The organism is Pseudoalteromonas sp. SR45-1 (assembly GCF_014163655.1).
Taxonomy (GTDB): domain Bacteria; phylum Pseudomonadota; class Gammaproteobacteria; order Enterobacterales; family Alteromonadaceae; genus Pseudoalteromonas; species Pseudoalteromonas distincta.
The window spans coordinates 132,424-150,715 of sequence record NZ_JACJDR010000001.1; the positions used below are offsets into that span (position 1 = coordinate 132,424).

At 40.3% G+C, this 18,292-nt stretch carries 18 protein-coding genes; 8 read left to right on the plus strand and 10 right to left on the minus strand.

The features are described from left to right. Positions 1-155: 155 nt before the first annotated feature. From H5089_RS00585 to H5089_RS00595, 3 genes are all read right to left on the minus strand, one after another. Positions 156-725: an outer membrane beta-barrel protein gene (locus H5089_RS00585; RefSeq protein ID WP_002961225.1), complete on the minus strand. Its 570-nt coding sequence runs from the start codon at positions 723-725 to the stop codon at positions 156-158. A gap of 259 nt (positions 726-984) precedes the next feature. Beyond that, positions 985-1,449: an acyl-CoA thioesterase gene (locus H5089_RS00590; protein WP_024596822.1), complete on the minus strand. Its 465-nt coding sequence runs from the start codon at positions 1,447-1,449 to the stop codon at positions 985-987. A gap of 132 nt (positions 1,450-1,581) precedes the next feature. After that, the gene (locus tag H5089_RS00595; RefSeq protein ID WP_182711214.1) at positions 1,582-3,228 is read right to left on the minus strand and encodes an electron transfer flavoprotein-ubiquinone oxidoreductase; all 1,647 of its coding nucleotides are present in this window, start codon (positions 3,226-3,228) and stop codon (positions 1,582-1,584) included. A gap of 221 nt (positions 3,229-3,449) precedes the next feature. Between H5089_RS00595 and H5089_RS00600 the strand changes: the two genes are divergently transcribed. The 3 genes from H5089_RS00600 (at position 3,450) to H5089_RS00610 (ending at position 5,516) form a co-directional block, all read left to right on the plus strand. Continuing rightward, positions 3,450-4,199 (plus strand): electron transfer flavoprotein subunit beta/FixA family protein, encoded by a 750-nt coding sequence (locus H5089_RS00600; protein WP_182711215.1) that lies wholly within the window; start codon positions 3,450-3,452, stop codon positions 4,197-4,199. Further along, positions 4,200-5,126, plus strand: coding sequence for an electron transfer flavoprotein subunit alpha/FixB family protein (locus tag H5089_RS00605; protein ID WP_182711216.1), 927 nt, complete (start codon positions 4,200-4,202; stop codon positions 5,124-5,126). A gap of 105 nt (positions 5,127-5,231) precedes the next feature. After that, the gene (locus H5089_RS00610; RefSeq protein ID WP_182711217.1) at positions 5,232-5,516 is read left to right on the plus strand and encodes a hypothetical protein; all 285 of its coding nucleotides are present in this window, start codon (positions 5,232-5,234) and stop codon (positions 5,514-5,516) included. Positions 5,517-5,586: 70 nt separating this feature from the next. Here H5089_RS00610 and asnS read toward each other — a convergent pair whose 3' ends face one another. Continuing rightward, positions 5,587-6,984: an asparagine--tRNA ligase gene (gene asnS, locus H5089_RS00615; RefSeq protein ID WP_002961230.1), complete on the minus strand. Its 1,398-nt coding sequence runs from the start codon at positions 6,982-6,984 to the stop codon at positions 5,587-5,589. A 297-nt stretch (positions 6,985-7,281) separates the two neighbouring features. Here asnS and H5089_RS00620 point away from each other — a divergent pair, with 297 nt between their 5' ends. Beyond that, entirely contained in the window at positions 7,282-7,716 is a 435-nt protein-coding gene (locus H5089_RS00620; RefSeq protein ID WP_002961231.1) for an ATP-binding protein, read from the plus strand. A 4-nt stretch (positions 7,717-7,720) separates the two neighbouring features. Here H5089_RS00620 and H5089_RS00625 read toward each other — a convergent pair whose 3' ends face one another. From H5089_RS00625 to bioA, 6 genes are all read right to left on the minus strand, one after another. Then, entirely contained in the window at positions 7,721-8,350 is a 630-nt protein-coding gene (locus H5089_RS00625) for a Vat family streptogramin A O-acetyltransferase (protein WP_182711218.1), read from the minus strand. A gap of 35 nt (positions 8,351-8,385) precedes the next feature. Further along, positions 8,386-9,402: an ABC transporter ATP-binding protein gene (locus H5089_RS00630; protein WP_182711219.1), complete on the minus strand. Its 1,017-nt coding sequence runs from the start codon at positions 9,400-9,402 to the stop codon at positions 8,386-8,388. Positions 9,403-9,416: 14 nt separating this feature from the next. After that, a complete protein-coding gene (locus H5089_RS00635; RefSeq protein ID WP_182711220.1) occupies positions 9,417-10,916 on the minus strand; it encodes an iron ABC transporter permease in 1,500 nt (499 codons plus the stop codon). Next, positions 10,916-11,956, minus strand: a complete 1,041-nt coding sequence (locus H5089_RS00640) for an extracellular solute-binding protein (protein ID WP_096793161.1) — start codon at positions 11,954-11,956, stop codon at positions 10,916-10,918. The genes H5089_RS00635 and H5089_RS00640 overlap by 1 nt, the downstream gene beginning before the upstream one ends. Continuing rightward, the gene (locus H5089_RS00645) at positions 11,957-12,769 is read right to left on the minus strand and encodes a hypothetical protein (protein WP_154903076.1); all 813 of its coding nucleotides are present in this window, start codon (positions 12,767-12,769) and stop codon (positions 11,957-11,959) included. A gap of 171 nt (positions 12,770-12,940) precedes the next feature. Then, complete coding sequence (gene bioA, locus H5089_RS00650) at positions 12,941-14,242, minus strand: adenosylmethionine--8-amino-7-oxononanoate transaminase (protein WP_182711221.1); 1,302 nt, start codon at positions 14,240-14,242, stop codon at positions 12,941-12,943. Positions 14,243-14,336: 94 nt separating this feature from the next. Here bioA and bioB point away from each other — a divergent pair, with 94 nt between their 5' ends. From bioB to bioD, 4 genes are read left to right on the plus strand one after another with little or no spacing between them, the layout of a single operon-like run. Next, positions 14,337-15,377 (plus strand): biotin synthase BioB, encoded by a 1,041-nt coding sequence (gene bioB, locus H5089_RS00655; protein ID WP_002961242.1) that lies wholly within the window; start codon positions 14,337-14,339, stop codon positions 15,375-15,377. Positions 15,378-15,387: 10 nt separating this feature from the next. Beyond that, positions 15,388-16,539, plus strand: a complete 1,152-nt coding sequence (locus H5089_RS00660; RefSeq protein WP_182711222.1) for an 8-amino-7-oxononanoate synthase — start codon at positions 15,388-15,390, stop codon at positions 16,537-16,539. Beyond that, positions 16,536-17,441: a methyltransferase domain-containing protein gene (locus H5089_RS00665; RefSeq protein WP_182711223.1), complete on the plus strand. Its 906-nt coding sequence runs from the start codon at positions 16,536-16,538 to the stop codon at positions 17,439-17,441. Before H5089_RS00660 ends, H5089_RS00665 begins: the two co-directional genes overlap by 4 nt. Before the next feature lie 45 nt (positions 17,442-17,486). Further along, the gene (gene bioD, locus H5089_RS00670) at positions 17,487-18,170 is read left to right on the plus strand and encodes a dethiobiotin synthase (protein WP_182711224.1); all 684 of its coding nucleotides are present in this window, start codon (positions 17,487-17,489) and stop codon (positions 18,168-18,170) included. Positions 18,171-18,292 lie beyond the last annotated feature (122 nt).

The following is an 18,292-nucleotide window of genomic DNA, read 5'->3' on the forward strand; positions in this document are numbered from 1 at the left end:
TTAGTGTAAGTAAGTTTATTGCTTATAGACCAAGCGGTTTAAAGTCATTTATTAGACTGAGTGGTTTATATTTTGTATTAATATATTTAAAAAGGACCTAAAACAAAAAAGGGCAAGCTAATAAGCTTACCCCTCTGATACATGTTAAAGATTAATTAAAACATGTATTGAACTGATACAGACGCTACATCCATGTCTGGATCAATATCGTCATCAAGTTTGTAGCGTTCGTACTCTAAACGAAACTGTACATTTGTTGTAAGTGCGTATTCAATACCCGCACCGTAAAATGCATCACCACCATCTGTAGACGCTGTTACGCCACCTACTGGTAAATCTTGTGTGTAATCTGCATCCCACTCAAGCCAACCGCCTTTTGCATATACAGAAAAGCTCTCTGTTATTGGGTAGCCCAAACGTGCGGCAAGCGATACGCCATCAATTTCAGCTTTACTGTCTATATCACTTACTTCATCAAAGTTTTGATAAGCAAGTTCTAAGCTTAGGTATTCGTTAAACTGAGTACCAATATAGCCTTTAAGCATTTGTGCATCGTCGTCAAAGTCAGTGTCGTTGTCACTGTCTTCAAATTCAAAAGAATATTGACCGTAACCGATACCAGTATAAATACGTGGAGAATCGAAATCAGAAATGTCAGCGTGTGCTGCAGAGTTAAAACCCAGTGTTGCTAGTGCAATAGCTGAAAGAGAAAGTGTTTTAATCATTGAATAGCTCCTTTACAAAAAATAATCAAATGCTTGATTTCATTAATCAAACTTCAATTATCTACTTGCAGCGAGCGTGCCAATATTAAAATGGATTAAAAACACGCCATAATTGGTTCTTTTGTATTGGTTTTTACATTGTTTAGCGTGTTTTATAATCAAAGTGAACTTTTGCGTAATCGTGTACTCTAAAATAAGTTGTATGTTTTACAAAGTATAATGAGTTTTTTACATAGCCTTACTCTATTTAAATTACTAATTAGACTTTATGAAGCAAGTTTTCTGTTTCAATTGCTATTTCTTTCATTTTTATAGCGTAATTTTCTAATTTAATGTCTTCATCGGTCACTGCTTTAAACGAAGGCACTTCTATTGGGTAGCCCGTTTCATCCATTGCAATAAAGCTGATAACACAATGGTTTGTTTCAACCATATTTTGCGTTTTTGGATCGCCACACCTAACTTGAATAAATATTTGCATGCTACTTCTACCCGTATGGGCAATTTTAGCTTCTACTTCGACTATTTGACCCACTAAAATAGGGCGTCTAAATTTAACACCCGCAACCGAAACAGTTACGCAGTAATGACCACTCCAACCTGCAGCGCACGCATAACCTGCTTGGTCAATCCACTTCATGACGGCCCCACCATGAACTTTACCACCAAAATTAACATCAGTAGGCTCGGCTAAAAAACGAAAAATAACTTTTGACGACGGCATAAATAACACTCTTATTATTAAAACTACTATTAGCATAACGTAAAAAAGGGGCCGAAGCCCCTGCAATTTAGGATATGTTTATAATTTATATGTAAAAAACGTAGTTATATAGCTATACAGCGCATAATTTAGTTACATATTAGGATAGTTTGGCCCACCTGCACCTTCAGGTGTTACCCATGTAATGTTTTGGCTTGGGTCTTTAATATCGCAGGTTTTACAGTGCACACAGTTTTGGGCATTAATAACAAACTCTTTATTGCCTGCAATTTCTTGTACTTCGTAAACGCCTGCTGGGCAATAACGTTGTGCGGGTTCATCAAATTTGACTAAATTTACATTAATAGGAATTGACGCATCTTTAAGCTTTAAATGACACGGCTGTGATTCTTCGTGGTTAGTATTTGATAAAAACACACTTGAGAGTTTATCAAAGCTAAGGTGTCCATCTGGTTTTGGATATGCAATTTTGTCAGCGGCGTTAGCATCAACAAGGGTAGAGTGATCGGGCGTATTATCTTTAAACGTAAAGGGTAAACCGCCATTAAAGATGTTTTGATCAAGCGTATTGTACGCACCACCTAAAAATTTACCGAGTTTGTGCATAGCAGGGCCAAAGTTACGAGATTGATATAACTCTTTATATGCCCACGATTGCTCAAACGCAGTTTGATAATGAGTTAAATCGGTATTTGCTAACTCATTTTGCAATGCTTCAAAAATAACCTCAGCGGCAATCATTCCTGATTTCATTGCGGTGTGGTTACCTTTAATTTTTGCAAAATTAAGAGTGCCTGCATCACACCCAACAAGTAAACCACCAGCAAAATGCATTTTTGGTAATGAGTGCAAGCCACCTTTAGCAATAGCACGCGCACCGTAAGCAATACGTTCAGCGCCTTCAAGTACGTTTTTAAATACAGGATGGTGCTTCATTCGCTGAAACTCATCAAACGGGCTCAAATGTGGGTTTGAGTAATTTAAATCAACAATTAAACCAACAACAACTTGATTGTTTTCACTGTGATACATAAATGCACCACCATTAGTATCGCCGCTAAGTGGCCAACCTGTACCATGAACTACCTTGCCAAGCTCATGTTTACTTTCATCTATTTGCCAGATTTCTTTAAAGCCTAAACCATAATGCTGCGGTGATGAATCTGCATCAAGTGCAAACTCATTGATTAGTTCTTTACCTAAATGACCACGGCAACCTTCAGCAAAAATAGTGTATTTTGCACGAAGCTCCATGCCTGGCATGTAACCGTCTTTTTCATTACCATCTTTGTCTACACCCATATCACCAGTAATAATGCCTTTTACTGCTTCATCTTCAATTATTAAAGAGTGTGCGCTAAATCCTGGAAATATCTCTACGCCTAAGCTTTCAGCTTGCTCTGCAAGCCATCGACATACATTGCCCATAGATACAATGTAGTTACCATCATTATGAAATGTTTTTGGTGTAGCAAAGTGGGGAATTGATGTCGCTTTTTGCTCGTTATTAAACCAATAAATTTCATCATTAGTTACTTTGGTTGTAACCGGTGCGCCAAGATCTTGCCAATTAGGTAGTAGTTCATCCAAAGCTCTGGTTTCAAAAACAGCACCAGAGAGTACATGTGCACCTACTTCAGAACCTTTTTCGACTACGCAAATCATGCACTCTTGTTGTTTTTCTTGTGCTAATTGCGCGAGTTTAATTGCACTTGAAAGCCCAGCAGGGCCTGCACCAACAATTACTACATCAAATTCCATGGTTTCACGTTCGACCATAATAACCTCTTTATCTATGACGGACTTATTTGAATGTTTACTACGCATTTAAATAAGGTGTACAGCCTATTTATAACTTTGCAAATTAAACGTTACAGACTGTGAATAGTTAAAGGTTATTTTAGGTTGACGTTTACGTCAACAGGAAGTAGTCTAATTTCATAAAATAAATAGGTTGACGTGCACGTTACCTTGTAGGTTTAAATAATTATGGAGTTCCTATGAAAGTTCTCGTACCAATAAAAAGAGTGATTGATTACAACGTAAAAGCACGCGTTAAAAGTGATAACAGCGACGTTGATTTAACCAACGTTAAAATGGCAATGAACCCGTTTTGTGAGATTGCTATAGAAGAAGCAATTCGCCTTAAAGAAGCCGGTACCGCCACTGAAGTGGTTGCCGTAACTATTGGTCCAAAAGCATCACAAGAACAATTACGCACAGCATTAGCATTGGGCGCTGACAAAGCCATTCACATCGAAACCGATGAAAAGCTCGAGTCACTTCATATTGCAAAACTACTCGCTAAAATTGTAGAGCAAGAAACGCCTGAGCTTGTCATTTTAGGTAAGCAGTCAATTGACTCAGATAATAATCAAACAGGTCAAATGCTTGCTGCATTAACTAATCGCGGGCAGGGTACATTTGCATCAAAAGTTGCTATTGAAAATGGCAAAGTAAACGTAACTCGCGAAGTTGATGGCGGGCTGCAAACGGTAGCACTTAATTTACCGGCGGTTGTTACAACTGATTTACGCTTAAATGAGCCTCGCTATGCATCACTGCCAAATATTATGAAAGCCAAACGTAAGCCGCTTGAAGTAATAGCAGCAGATTCGCTTGGTGTTGATTTAACACCGCGTATGCAATTAATAAGTGTTGAAGAGCCAGCTAAACGCACCGCAGGAATTATTGTAGAAGACGTTGCACAGCTTGTAGAAAAATTAAAAACAGAGGCAAAGGTGATTTAAATGAAAACACTCGTAATTGCAGAGCACGACAACGGTGCCTTAAAACCAGAAACCTCAAAAACTATTAACGCTGCAGTAAAAATGGGCTTTCCTATTGATGTACTAATAGCAGGTAACAACTTAAGCGCAATGAGCTCACAAGTTGCAAGCATTGATGGCATAGCTAATGTTTTAGTTGCCGATAATAGCGTTTATGAACATCAGTTAGCTGAGAGCATGAGCGATTTAGTTTTATCACTTAGCGACACCTACAGCCACATTGTTGCAAGTGCTACTACAACGGGCAAAAACTTTATGCCACGTGTTGCCGCTCTATTAGATGTTGCGCAAATTTCTGAAATTATCGCAGTAGTGGACGCCGATACATTTAAACGACCTATTTATGCAGGTAATGCAATCGCCACGGTTAAATCACTCGACAGTAAAAAAGTAATTACCGTACGTGCCAGTAGCTTTGATTTACAAGGTGAGCAATCAGCTGTTGCTATAACAAGCATTGATACAGTATCAGATTCGCAATTAAGCAGCTTTGTAAGTGTTGAGCAAACAGAATCAGAACGCCCTGAGCTTACAGCTGCTAGTGTGGTCATATCGGGTGGTCGCGGTATGCAAAACGGCGAAAACTTTGCATTACTTAATGGTATTGCCGATAAACTAGGTGCAGCTATTGGTGCATCGCGTGCAGCAGTTGATGCAGGCTTTGTACCTAACGACATGCAAGTAGGGCAAACAGGTAAAATTGTAGCGCCTAATTTATACATTGCAGTAGGTATTAGCGGTGCTATTCAGCATTTAGCGGGTATGAAAGACTCAAAAGTAATCGTCGCGATTAATAAAGACCCTGACGCACCTATTTTTCAAGTTGCAGATTACGGTTTAGTGGCAGATTTATTTGAAGTACTGCCACAGTTAGAGAGTGCTTTATAGTCTTTAACTAAACAAACTTATTCTGGTTGAAAGCTGTGATACTCTTTGGGTATTACGGCTTTTTTTGTTGTTTTAAGGTAATGCTTTACTTGGATAAGGATATTTATGAATAGTGGTGATATAGGATTAACTATTGTTTCAACCTTTATGTTTTTATTTTCATGTGTTTGGACCGCTCTCGCTTGGGGTTTTAGCGTTCATGAAGTTAAGCAACAGCAAAGTACAAAAATCCATATGGCTGCAAAAATCTCTTGGTATGGGATGTTCTTAGTTCATGTATTTTTACTTTTTTCACTCTGGTTTTATAGCTTTTCAAAGGGAAGTCTGTTTTTAACCTTATTAACATCACATATAAGTTTTTACTTATTTTTTGTAAAAAATCTTAAATAAAAATATATTGAACAAAAAAAACCAGCTACTAGGCTGGTTTTTCAATATTTTAAAACAGTTTACTTACTAATTAGTAAGTTGCGCTGCCTTTAGTACGAGGGAAGGCAATAACGTCACGTACGTTGCCCATACCTGTTACATAAGCAACTAAGCGTTCAAAGCCTAAACCAAAGCCTGAGTGCGGCACGCTACCGTATTTACGTAAATCGCGGTACCAGCTGTAATCTTCTTTGTTTAAGCCCATTTCTTCTAAGCGTGCATCAAGTACATCAAGGCGTTCCTCACGTTGTGAACCACCAATGATCTCACCAATACCTGGTGCTACAACATCCATTGCGGCAACAGTTTTACCGTCTTCGTTTTGGCGCATGTAAAATGCTTTAATGTCACGAGGGTAGTTTTTAATAACTACCGGTGCTTTAAAGTGCTCTTCAGCTAAGTAACGCTCGTGCTCAGACTGTAAATCTACACCCCATTCAACAGCGTACTCAAACTTTTTGCCACAGTTTTTAAGGATTTCTACAGCGTCTGTGTAGTCAACTTGTGCAAAGTCTTTATCTACAAACTCTTCTAAACGCGTAATTGCGGTTTTTTCTACACGTTGTGCAAAAAATTCCATATCATCACGGCGCTCTTCAAGTACGGCTTTAAACACATACTTAAGCATGTTTTCAGCAAGTTTTGCTATGTCTTCTAAATCAGCAAACGCTACTTCAGGTTCTACCATCCAAAATTCTGCAAGGTGGCGAGATGTATTTGAATTCTCTGCGCGGAATGTAGGGCCAAATGTATAAATTTTTGACATTGCAGACGCGTAAGTTTCGCCATTTAACTGACCAGATACAGTAAGGAATGCTTCTTTACCGAAGAAATCTTCGCTGTAATCAACATCGCCTTTATCTGTAAGTGGTAAGTTTTGCATATCTAGCGTTGATACACGGAACATCTCACCCGCGCCTTCACAGTCACTTGCCGTAATGATTGGCGTGCTGATCCAGTAAAAGCCTTGCTCGTGGTAAAAACGGTGAATAGCTTGTGCTAAACAGTTACGTACACGAGTTACCGCGCCAATCATATTTGTACGAGGGCGAAGGTGAGCGTGCTCACGTAAGTACTCAATGCTGTGGCGTTTTGCCGACATTGGGTATGAATCTGGGTTCTCTACCCAACCTAATACAGTCACTGAGTTAGCTTGAATTTCGTAAGATTGACCTTGGCCAGCAGATTGAACTAAAACACCAGTAACCGACACAGAACAACCGGCTGTTAAGCTAGTAACTTCATCATAATTATTCAGTGAATTAGGAACTACCGCTTGAATAGGATCAAAACACGAACCGTCATGAACGGCTAAAAATGAAATTCCTGCTTTTGAATCGCGGCGAGTACGGATCCAGCCTTTAATTGTTACTTGGCTGTCTACCGCAACATTGCCTTTTAATAGCTCTGAAATCGCTAAATGGCTCATCTTCACTCCAATGATATAAGTTGCCTAACTATTTTATTTTAACTGTGCGCAACACGCGGGCATAAATTGCACATAAACGGCGCTGCACTTGAACCCTGTATCTTACCTAGTAAAGTTAAATAAAAAAACTATTGTGGGCAACTCTTTAAAAGTTTTTATGCATGCGGTTTATTTTTAAACAGTTTTTAGAGTTTAATTGCCACTATTATGATTTGTTGCTCTGAAATTTAATGATTTTGTGGCATTATTAAAGTCCAAACTAAATTAATATTTATTCACCCTTAAAAAATCGATGCTATGAAACAAGTTTTTATTTTACGAGGACTACCAGGAAGTGGTAAGTCTTACTACGCGCAAAGCCTTGCTGACGAATTAGGTGGAGCCGACGAAAGTCAGTATCTAATTTGCTCAACTGATGATTACTTTAATAATGAGCAGGGCGAATATCATTTTGATAAATTTAAGTTACCACAATTTCATAATTTAAATTTGGCGCGCTTTATAAATGCACTTGCTCAAGGCATTCCATTGGTGATTGTAGATAACACCAATATTAAAAAGTGGGAATTTATAGCTTACTCTCAAGCTGCCGTTGCTTTAGGTTATCAAGTAAAAGAAGTGATAGTGGGTGAAGTAAAAGACAAAGCTATGCAGCACCTATACGCTAAACGAAACTCACATAATGTGCCGCTAAAAACTATAAGTAAAATGGCCTACATGTTTGAGTGGTAATCACTTAGAGATTAGATAAGGCTTTTATATCGCATTGTGTAATGGCATCTAAATGAGCAGTGATTTTTTCATTGCTCCAATCCCACCAAGCTATATCTAGCAGCGTATTAATTGTTTTATCGTCAAATCTGGTTTTTATCACTTTAGCGGGATTTCCACCTACAACGCTATAAGCAGGTACATCGCAGGTAACAACTGATTTACTGGCAATAATAGCGCCGCTGCCAATTCTTACCCCGGGCATAATTGTAGCGTTATAACCAATCCAAACATCATGACCAATTTCTGTATTGCCTTTAAAGGGTAAATCATTTGATTTTGGTACAAATTTTTCCCAGCCATTACCAAATATAAAAAATGGATAAGTAGAAAATCCAGAAGTTTGATGGTTAGCGCCATTCATTATAAAGGTAACGTCTTTAGCTATCGCACAAAACTTACCTATGATCAGACGATCCCCAATAAAATCGAAATGGTAAAGTACATTTTTTTCAAAATTCTCAGGGCCATCAGGATCGTCATAATATGTATAATCGCCTACTTCAATATTGATAGAAGTAATATAGTTTTTTAAAAAACCTACTTGAGGAAAACCTTCCATTGGTGAAGGATTATTGGGGTTTGGTCCGTTCATCGGGTTTCCTCTTAATTTTGAGTTAGGTATAGATATTAATCTATAGATTTATAAACCGCTAATGGGTGCGATGTACTTAGTGATACATGCACTTCGTCGCCTGGGTTTACCACAACTTCATGGCTTACTCTGCTAGTTACAACCGTAGAGCACGCAAGTTTTACAGCGCACAAGCGGCTGCCACCTTCAAAGCGTACCCAAATTACTTCGCCGTTATTGCCAACACTGCTTTGTACAAGTAACACATCGTCTGGTCGAAGTAGTACATCAACGTCGCCACTTTCACAGTCAACGCCATGAGCGGGCGCATTACCAATTGAGGTAGTGGCTTGTCCTTGGCTAAATTGGCCGCTAATAAAGCTGGCTTCACCTAAAAAGCGTGCCACAAAGCGATTGTTTGGGGTACTAAAACAGCGCTCGGGTGTATCGATTTGCTGAATTTCGCCGCCTTTAAGCACACCAACGCGGTCGCCAACGGAGAGTGCTTCTTCTTGGTCGTGTGTTACCCAAATCGCCGGTACGCCAGCGGCTTTAAGTGCGTTTCTAATATCCCAACGAAGCATGTCTTTAAGGGCGGCATCTAAGTTTGAAAGCGGCTCATCAAGTAATACAAAGTCAGGTTGGTGGGCAAGGGTACGCGCAAGTGCAACGCGCTGCTTTTGTCCGCCAGAAAGCGTTGCTGGTTTTTTGTCTCTAAAATCGCTCAACCCAAGTAGGTTTATCCAATACTCAGCAGGGGCTGTATCTTTTAATCTAAAGCAAATGTTTTGCTGTACGGTTAAGTGCGGAAATAACGCAAAATCTTGAAATACCATGCCTACACTGCGTTTTTCAGGAGGTATTGTTAATTTGGGTGTAGCGCGCCATTTACCTGTGTTTATTTCGCCTTCGCTAATAGGTATAAGGCCAGCAAGGGCTTGTAAAATTGTACTTTTACCACAACCTGTTGGCCCTACAAGCATAAGGATTTCGTTTTCACCCAGCGAAAAGTTTAAATCGCTTACTACGCGGTTACTGCCATAATCTATAGACAACTGACTTACAGATAGCATTGTTTCTTAAATCCTTAATGTTCAAACTGGTTGCGTTTTTCGCCAGACATCATAATAGCTAACCCGCAGGCAGATATCACTACTAACAATAACCCTGGAATCGCGGCGCGACCAAAATAGCCCGCTTCGTATACACGCCATAAATAAGTAGAGAGGGTTTCAAACCCTGTAGGACCAAGTAATAGCGTGGCTTCGAGTTCACGCATTGACTCTAAAAACACCAGTGCTGCACCGGCAATAATACCGCGCATAGTTAAAGGCAGTGTTATGCGAGTAAATACTTCACGTGGGCTTGCACCTAATACGCGCGCAGACTTTACTAAGCTTGGATCTAAGTGTTCGGTGCTTGTTCTAACAGAGCCTACAGCAAGTGGTAAAAATCGCAGCATGTAAGCAATAATAAGCAATCCCAGTGTTTGATATAAAAACGGCAACTGCAAACCACCGTAAACAAGCGCTGTGCCCATTACTATACCCGGAATACCAAAACCAAAGTAAGTAACACGCTCCATTATACGACCCGCTTTTCCACTCAGTGCAGCATGTGCAACGGGGATCGCTACGATAACGGCTACAATTGCCGCAATACCCGATGCATACGTAGAGTTCCATGCAATATTAAAATCAAATGAGCTAAAACCATCGCGAGCTAACCAAAGCGAAAATATAGCCAAAGGCAAGCCAATAGCAAGCAGTAAAACAGGTGCAAACGTAACAAACATGGCACTTAATTGTACTTTACTTGGAAATAAAATTAACGGGCGACCATGGCGCTCAGGTGCTGTTTTTATTTGTGATTCAACTAAAAGTAAAAAACCGACAATAACCATCAGCTGAAGTGAAAGCATTGCAGCGCGTCCTAACGCAAAGGCATTGTATTCAACGTAAATTACGCGGGTAAAGGTATCTAAGCGCATCATTGCCGGCGTGCCAAAGTCTGATAACGTATAAAGCGCGACTAACAATGAGCCTGCTGCAATACCGTTAACTACGCGCGGTAATATAACTTTAAATATACTTTGCGTCATCGACATGCCCAGCGTTCGTGCGGCATTAACCATGCTTGCGTCAAGGCTCAGTAGGGATGAGCGAGTTGTCATCATTACAAACGGGAAGGTATAAAGTGTCATTACAATGGCGGCACCTGTTAGGCCATACATTGATGGTGTTTCTATTCCTGTTAAGCTGTTTATTTCGCCACCGGGGCCAAAAGCAGCATAAAGTGTAAATGCGCCAATATAACTGGGAATTGCCAGTGGGGCTGCAAATACAACCAGCCAGAGCTTTTTAAATGGTAAATGCACATACGCGCTAATAAACGCCAGTGGCACACCAATTAAAATAGACCCAAGTACCGTTAAACCCATTAACGATAACGTGTTGCCTAAAATTTGCAGATTGTGGGTGTCAAACACTGAGCTTGCATCGCTTGCAAGCACTATTAATACATAAACAGGGGTAAGCGCAACAAGCGCTGCAAGCAGCGCCATTGGATAAGAGGCAGGTATTTTCATTACAATACGCCGCTGCTTCGCATCAAATCTATAGTAGGGCGTAAATCAGCTAGCTGTGTTAAATCTACTTTAGGTGGAGAAATATTAGCAAGTGACGGCAAACCCTCAGGTTGGGTAATACCATTTACTAACGGAATTTCGTACGCTTCACTGGCTAAGTAACCTTGTACTTCTTTACTAAGTAAGTAACGCATAAAGTTAGTTGCAAGCGGATCGTCGTTAAGCGCTAATACACCCGATGCATTAACTAAACAGCCCGCATCATTTTGTGTAAATGCTAAATCTAGCTTGGCATCAGGCTTACCTGATTTTAAACGCAAAGTGTAATAGTGATTTGCAAAACCAATATCAACTTCACCGCGCTCAACGCCCATAACAACACCTAGCTCGCCGGCGTATGTTTTAGCACGTTTTTGAATCTTTTTAAGCCACTTAGCGGTTTTGTCATCGCCTTCTAAAATTCGCATTGCGGTTACAAACGATTGAAAAGAAGCGTAGGCGGGTGCCCAGCCAATACTTAAATCGCTGTCGGCAATTTCCATTATACTTGTTGGAATTTGATCTTTAGTCAAACGCGACGTGTTATATGGCAATGTACGAATACGGCCAGTTACTGGGGCCCACTCTTTATATCTAAATTGTGGTTGTAACTGAGCAGATAAATCACCAGGGATGGGTTGTGCAAGGCCTGCATCGGTTACTAAACCAATTGCGCCTGAATCAACTGCCCAAAATAAATCAGCGCGGCGAACGCCAGCTTTAGCTTCTGCAACAATGGTATTTGCTAAAGCAGCAGTAGGACCTCGGCGTATACCGAGTTTAAAGTCTGGATTTTTTTTCTGGATTGCTTGTAATACGTTTTCATACAAACCACCTTCGCCTCGACCTAAATAAAGCGTTAACTCGCCTTTAAGCTTTGGTAAATCGTCAACAGAAACAGGGTTTGCTATATCAGCGGCTAGCGCACGAGAAAGAGGCAGTGGCAATGAGCCAACCACCCCTAACGCAGCTAGGCCTTGAATAAAGGTCCTACGCTTCACTTAAAATACATCCTTACGAGCTTTTTCGGCTTTTTCTATTAAAACCTTAGCGCGGTCTAATTTTGTTTGCATATCACTGATCACATCGCGTACTTCGTCTACGCTTTTGCTGTTTGTAATGGCTTGTGGCAGTGTTACGTTAAAGTCTTTTTCCAGCACTTCAACTAGTTTTGCATCTTGTTCAATAAGAGTACCTTCAACGCCTTCAAACAGGTGCAGATAAGTATCATGAACAATTTCAGTTGCTTCGTCTCGTAAACGCTCAGCAAATTTTGCTACTACACGGTCTAATTTGTGCTTAATTTCATCAATTGTGGCACTTTGTGTCATTTGAGTTGTAGCGGTTGCTTTTACAGTGTCTAACAAGCCTTTTTGCTGGAATTTTGCAGCAAGCTTAACAGCCCCAAGGCCTTGCCACAAGGCTATGTTCATCGCTTTTTGCTGTTTACGAACTTCCTCAGCAGGCTCTTTATTATCAATGGCCATTTTTACGCCATAAAGACCCTGCCAAATAGAAGCGTATACTGGTACAAAGTTAGTTTCTATTGCGCTGTGAAACTTAACTGATTCCCAATATTCAATTAAATCATCAGTTTTTACAGATTTTGCGCCTTTAGTATCGTAGTCGCTTACCATGGTATCAACTTTGCCTACCATCCATTCTACTTCTTCTGCGTAACTTTTAAGGTTAGCTTGAAGATGATTAACATGCTCGCCAATAGGGCCGTTAGCTAATACTGGTTGAGCCATAAACGCCGAGGCTAGTAAAAGGCTTGCACCTAAAGTTTTGGCTGGTTTAAATAGTAATTTCATAGCAAAGAAGTCCAAAAAGGTAATTGTAAATGATAGACATTATCATATAGCTAATGGTTAACGAGATCAATAACTACAAACTCGCTTAATAGATAAAAACACTAAATGTAGCGGTAGGTTACAGCAAATAGCGCTATAACCTTTATTAGGATTAGTTATTGAGACCGACTATTAAGCGTAATGCTTGCCTTTAATGGCATTATAAATGGCATCACACAGTGTTTTTATACTGGTGTCGTCACTTATATACGGTGGCATAAGGTAAATTAGTTTACCGAATGGGCGTATCCATACACCTTGCTCTACAAAATAGGCCTGAATTTTAGCAACATCAACATTGCCAGCAGCCTCGTTTAGTTCAACAACACCTATTGCACCTAAGGTACGCACATTGGCAACTGCATTAAGTTCGCTGCATTTATGAAGTTGTTGTAGTTGGGTGTTAATTTGCTTTATTCGTTGTTGCCAGTTTTGCTTAAGTAATAAATCAATACTTGCGCAGGCCGCTGCACAGGCAAGTGGGTTACCCATAAACGTAGGGCCGTGCATTAAAACACCTGCTTCACCTTCGCTTATGCCAATCGCTATTTTATCGCTAGTTATAGTGGCCGATAACGTCATTGAGCCGCCAGTTAATGCTTTACCAATACACATTATATCGGGCTCTATATTGGCGTGCTCTACAGCAAATAATTTACCTGTACGGCCAAAGCCTGTGGCAATTTCGTCGCAAATTAGCAGTACGTTATATTGGGTGCATAATTTACGCACGCAGGCTAAATAATCAGGATGATAAAAGTTCATGCCACCTGCGTTTTGTACAATAGGCTCAATGATTAAGGCGGCTACTTGGCTGTGGTTTGCTTTAAAATATTCTTCAAGCTCTAGGGCTTCTGCCTGATTAAACTCGCTACCAAAATTACTCACCGGTGCAGGTACAAAAATGTGCTCAGGTAAAAAGCCGCTATACAAACTATGCATTGAGTTAACGGGGTCACATACACTCATGGCTGCAAATGTGTCGCCATGGTAGCCCTTGTAAGGCGTCATTAGTTTTTGTTTTGTTGCAATGCCTTGGCTTAACCAATATTGCAGGGCCATTTTTATTGCCACTTCAACACTTACCGAGCCGCTGTCGGCTAAAAATACTTTAGTTAAACTAGGCGGCGTTATATTTACTATTTTTTTGCACAGCTCTACCGCGCTGTTATGTGTAATACCGCCAAACATAATATGGCTCATATTATTAATTTGCTCAATCATGGCGTTATTTATAACAGGGTGGTTATAGCCATGTATTGCGCTCCACCACGAGGCCATGCCATCGATTAATAGCTCGCCAGTTTCGAGGTGAATAATATTGTGATTTGCATGTGTAACGGGGTATACCGGAATTGGCTTGGTCATAGATGTGTATGGGTGCCAAATGTGCTCACGATCAAAATCAAGGTCAATCGTATTCTTTTTAATCATATGTAAACTTTAACTTGATGGGCTTCGTTGACAATGGTACTTCAACTCGTAGACTAAGCCAATATCACCGCTGAGAAAAAAATAAGAGAGTATTATGGAACTTGCACCTGTTCGTCACGATTGGACCCACGCTGAAGTTAAAGCATTATTTGAAATGCCATTTAACGATTTACTTTTTAAAGCCGCATCGGTTCACCGTGCTAACTTCAACCCAAATGAAGTGCAAATTTCTACGTTGTTATCAATTAAAACAGGCGCTTGCCCAGAAGATTGTAAGTATTGCCCGCAGTCGGGGCATTACCGAACTGATTTAGAACGCGAACGCTTAATAGAAGTAGAAAAAGTAGTAGAGCAAGCACGCCTTGCAAAACAAAAAGGCGCGACCCGTTTTTGTATGGGCGCTGCATGGTCAGATCCAAAAGACAGAGACATGCCATACATTTCGCAAATGGTTAAAGAAGTAAAAGAGCTAGGGTTAGAAACCTGTATGACGCTAGGCAAACTCACTAACGAAAAAGCCCATGAACTTAGAGACGCAGGGCTTGATTACTACAATCACAACCTTGACACGTCACCTGAGTATTACGAGCAAATTATATCAACCCGTACTTTTCAAGATAGATTAAATACCATTGACCACGTACGCGATGCCGGTATGAAAGTATGCTCGGGCGGAATAGTCGGCATGGGCGAGCAAGCAAGCGACCGCTTTGGACTACTTATGCAACTAGCTAATTTGCCACAACAGCCAGAAAGTGTGCCTATTAATATGCTCGTTAAAGTTAAAGGCACTCCGCTTGAAAACGTAGACGATTTAGATCACTTTGAATTTATACGTACCATAGCAACAGCGCGCATTATGATGCCACACAGTTATGTACGTTTATCGGCAGGGCGTAACGCCATGAACGAGCAAATGCAATCGATGTGCTTTTTTGCAGGCGCTAACTCAATATTTTATGGTGATAAACTCCTTACCACCGAAAACCCAGACGCTGATGCCGATATGAACCTAATTAAAAAATTAGGTATGAACCCAGAAAAACGTCACGACTATTCAGACGAAGCAGTCGAAGCCTCGCTTTCATCGCAAGTAGCCGACAAAGCAACCTCTGAATTGTTTTACGAAGCGTAGGCTTATATCAATGCCTTTTGATTTTATAAATACGCATCTGCAGGCTCGCCAGCAAGGTGCGTTACTTCGTAAACGCCACGTAGTACATCACACTACAGCGCGCACCATAACGGTTAATAATAAAACCTACCTTAACTTTGCCAGTAACGACTACTTAGGCTTTGGTGATGTGGCTGTTAATCTTAATGACTCCCACGCATTAGGGAGTCACAGCTCAGCATTGGTTACGGGTTATCAGGCCCAGCAAAAAGCGCTTGAACAATACTTATGTGAGCAATTTGGTTATGGCGCAGCAATGCTATTTAACTCAGGGTTTAGCGCTAATAGCAGCGTAATTAAAGCGTTGTTTCAAGATAAAGCCGCTGCGCAAAACAGCGCTATTTTTCAAGATAAGTTAAATCATGCAAGCTTGATTGACGGTGCTATGCACTCAAACGCGGCATTAGTGCGTTTTAATCACAACGACATGAATCATTTACGTTCACGGCTCGAAAAATCAAAAGCGCAAAACAAGCTAATTATAAGCGAAGGCGTATTTTCGATGGATGGCGATACCGCGCCTCTTAAAGAATTACTCGCACTTACAAAACAGCATAACGCATGGCTAATGATTGATGACGCACACGGTTTTGGTGCATTAGGTAAAACTGGTTTGGGCAGTTGCGAAGCGTTTATTACTCAAACGCTGCCAGATATATTAGTCATTACCTTTGGTAAAGCAGTGGCTAGTAGTGGCGCGTGTGTATTAGGCAGTAAACAGTTTATTGATTACATGCTGCAATTTAATCGCGATTACACGTATTCAACCGCTATGTCGCCGCTTATGGCAAGTCACACTCTTGCGCGTATTAAAAACATAAAAACAGCCAATGATAAACGCGATAAGCTAAATGCCAATATTGCATTATTTAAGCAACTCACTAAAACCCATAATATTGCAGTAATGGAATCAAATACAGCCATACAGCCCATTGTATTAGGTTGTGCTGAGCAAACGTTACAAGCGGCAGATAAACTTAAACAACAGGGTATTTGGCTCACTGCAATTAGACCGCCGACGGTTGCACATAACACCTCACGTTTACGCATTACTTTAACCGCCGCACATACCGAGCAAGACATAACGCACTTAGTTAAGCATTTAGTAGGTGCAATAGCATGACTGCTCAGCCAGTATTAAAAACAGATCTAGTACAAACACAACTTGTAAAACCGTGCCTAGTGAGTAGCGATTCAAATAAAGAATTAAATAAGGAGCCAAATCGAGAGCTAAACAAGGAGCTTAAAAAGTCTACACAAAGTAAGTTTTCAAAGGCGGCGGCGAGTTATAACACCCATGCAAATGTACAAAAACATGCTGCGAGCGATCTATTTGCGCTAATAAAACCAGGCATTAATAAAAATAAGCTTTGTGTTGATTTAGGCGCAGGCCCGCTTGTTAATACACACACATTACAAAGCGTATTTGCAAGCGTTGTGGCAATGGATTTGAGCTTAAACATGTTGCAAAGTAGTGATTTAACCACACCCAAAATATGCGCCGATATGGATAACTTACCGCTACAAGCAAACAGTGTTGATGTTATTTACAGTAATTTTGCAGTGCAGTGGTCTGCTAATTTTTCGGCTTTAATGCAATCACTTTACAGCATATTAAAACCAGGCGGGCAGGCGTACATAAGCACTGTGGTAGAGGGCTCACTAAACGAAATAAAAACGGCCTTTGCCGCGCTTGATTCTAACAGCCACATAAATACCTTTAATAGTGAACTGTATATAAACCAATCAGTCCAAAAGGCAGGCTTTACTATTAATAGTGCTAAAAAACGTATTTACACCGATGAATACACAACACCTTTAAAAGCTATTGCTTCAATTAAGGCTATTGGCGCTACCACGCAAAATCATACCAATACGCGCCAAGGGTTACTTACCAAATCGGCGCTACAAAAAGTATGCAGTGCGTATCCGCTTATAAATAATAAAGCATGTGTGTCTTATCATGTGGTGCTGTTATCATTAGAAAAAAGCCATTACAAAAAAGCGATTAATTGCTTAAGTTAAAACTTAAAATTAAACCAAACTTAGATTCAGATCATAAGGCAACGCATGAAAGAATTTTTTATAACAGGCACCGACACCGATGCCGGAAAAACCCACGTTACCAGTTTGCTACTAAAGTTACTTGCCCAACATAAAAAACAAGCCATTGGCTTTAAACCCCTTGCTGCTGGCTGCGAAATGGCGTTCGATCAACTAGTAAACGCCGATGCCCTTATACTAATGGAAAGCGCAACAGTGAGCGCTAAATACGACGTAGTAAATCCGTTTGCGTTTGCACCGCCTATTGCACCTCACATAGCCGCTGAGCAAGTTGGAGTGAGTATTACTGTAGATAAACTAAGTGATGCTTATAAAAACGTAAAACAACAGGGCGCCGACATTATACTTACCGAAGGCGCTGGTGGTTGGGCATTACCTATTAATAAAAACGATTATTTATACGACTGGGTTAAAGCAGAAAAAATGCCGGTAATACTCGTTGTTGGCATGAAGCTAGGTTGCTTAAATCATGCATTACTAACCGCTGCGCATATGCAAAGTATGGGAATAAACTGCGTTGGCTGGATTGCAAACCAAGTAGATAAAAACATGGACGAGTACCAAGCAAACCTTGATTCACTTAAAGCACGTTTACCGTTTCCAATACTTGCTATAAGCCCCTACAGCGAGCAAACTCCTAAGTTACAAATATACAAAAGCTTGCTTAGTGCGTTATCTATAAACACTTAAGTGGTTTTTAAAAAAAAGTTACTTTTTTAGGTAAATCTTGAAATAGTCAGCCTTAGTACACATATAAACGTTTATAAATACATAGCTTGCTTAAAGACAATGTTACTAAGGACATAACGACT